Raw genomic sequence first — 1,553 nt, forward strand, 5'->3', positions numbered from 1 at the left:
CGGAACGTGTCAAGGGATTGAGGCCAGCGGGAGTTAAGCGGCCTGTCGTTCCGGTTCGGGTTTGTTGATCCAGACCTGGTTGGGCAGGTCGAGGATCTTGGGTAGGGGTTGGGTGGTGCCGAATCGTTCCGGGTGCGCCGCCCGCGCGGTGGCGAGGGTGTCCTGGCGGTTGGCGCGGACGGCGTGGTGGCGGCCGTGGTGGACGTCGGCGGGGGTGTGCAACCCGATCCCGGAGTGCCGGTGAGCGTGGTTGTACCAGGTCACGAACTCGGCCATGAACGCCCGTGCCTGGGCCAGGGACGCGAACCGGTGCGGGAAGACCGGCGCGTACTTCAACGTCTTGAACCAGGCCTCGCTGTACGGGTTGTCGTTGGAGGTCTTCGGCCGGGAGTGCGAGCGGGTCACCTGAAGGTCTTCGAGCAGGTCAGCGACCGATTTCGAGGTCATCGAGGTGCCCCGGTCGGCGTGCACGATGTGCGGGACACCGTGGGCGCCGAACACCTCGCGCATCATCGACTCGGCGAGCGGACCGGACTCGCGGGCGTGCACGCGGACCCCGACGATGTACCGGGAGTAGATGTCGATCATCACGTAGGCGTCGTAGTAGACGCCCTTGACCGGTCCGGCGAGTTTCGTGATGTCCCAGGTGTAGACCTGCCCCGGCCGGTCGGCGATCAGCTCGGGACGCTGCCTGGCTGGGTGCCGGGCCTGCCGGCGACGCTCGCGAACCTGCTTGTTTTCGCGTAGGAGCCGATACATGGTGGCGATCGAGCCCACGTAGACGCCCTGGTCCAGCAACGCCGCGTAGATCTGAGCCGGAGCGGCGTCGACGAACTCCGGGCTGTTCAACAGCCGCAGCACCTGCCCGCGCTCGCTCGGGGTGAGCGCGTTCGCCGGCGTCCGCCGAGCCGGCCGCGATGGTGTCGGCCGGCGCCGGTCCCGCTCCGCGCTGGACCGGGCGATCCCGGTCATCGCCGCCGCGGCCCGGGTCGTGGTGCCGGTGCTGGTCAACTCCCGGTAGGCGGCCATCAGCGCTTGCCGAGCCCGAACACGTCCGGACCGTCCGGCTCGCTCCTGGAGATGTCCTCCAAGAGCTCTCGTGCTTTTCCCATGATCGTCAACGCCGTCTCGGTCCGCGCCAGTTTCGCCTGCGCCTGCGCCAGTTCCCGCCGCAGCCGGGCGATCTCCGCCTGCTCCGCCGACGGCCTCCCGACCGTCTGCCCAGCCGGCTTGCCCTGCAACAGGCCGGCGTCACGGGCCCGGCGCCACTGCGACATCAACGACGAGTACAAGCCCTCCCGCCGCAGGAACGCCCCGCCCTCACCGGCCGCGACGGCCTGCTCGTAGCCCGCGAGCAGTTCCAGCTTCTGCCCCGGGGTGAACGACCGGCGGGCACGCGGCCCGTCCGAACGCGGGCCCTTCTTGCGACTCATGACCCCATCCTGGGCCGTCACGACGTCTACAGCAGTATTCAACGCTTCTCGATCCTGAACTCGCCCTGTCCGGCGGACTTGCTATGAACCGCTGGCCTCAACTCACCCTGACAGACAGGG

Annotated in this window: 1 protein-coding gene; it reads right to left on the bottom strand. The window is 69.0% G+C overall.

The window, feature by feature from the left end:
• Positions 1-33: 33 nt before the first annotated feature.
• Positions 34-1,475 (bottom strand): IS3 family transposase gene (locus E1258_RS32535; protein ID WP_371688717.1). Its coding sequence is split into 2 segments (ribosomal slippage): positions 34-1,103 and positions 1,103-1,475, totalling 1,443 coding nucleotides; the frame shifts between segments, so codons are not numbered across the junction.
• Between the last annotated feature and the right edge of the window lie 78 nt (positions 1,476-1,553).

Origin of the sequence: Micromonospora sp. KC207, from assembly GCF_004348615.1 — a bacterium.
Classification (GTDB): domain Bacteria; phylum Actinomycetota; class Actinomycetes; order Mycobacteriales; family Micromonosporaceae; genus Micromonospora.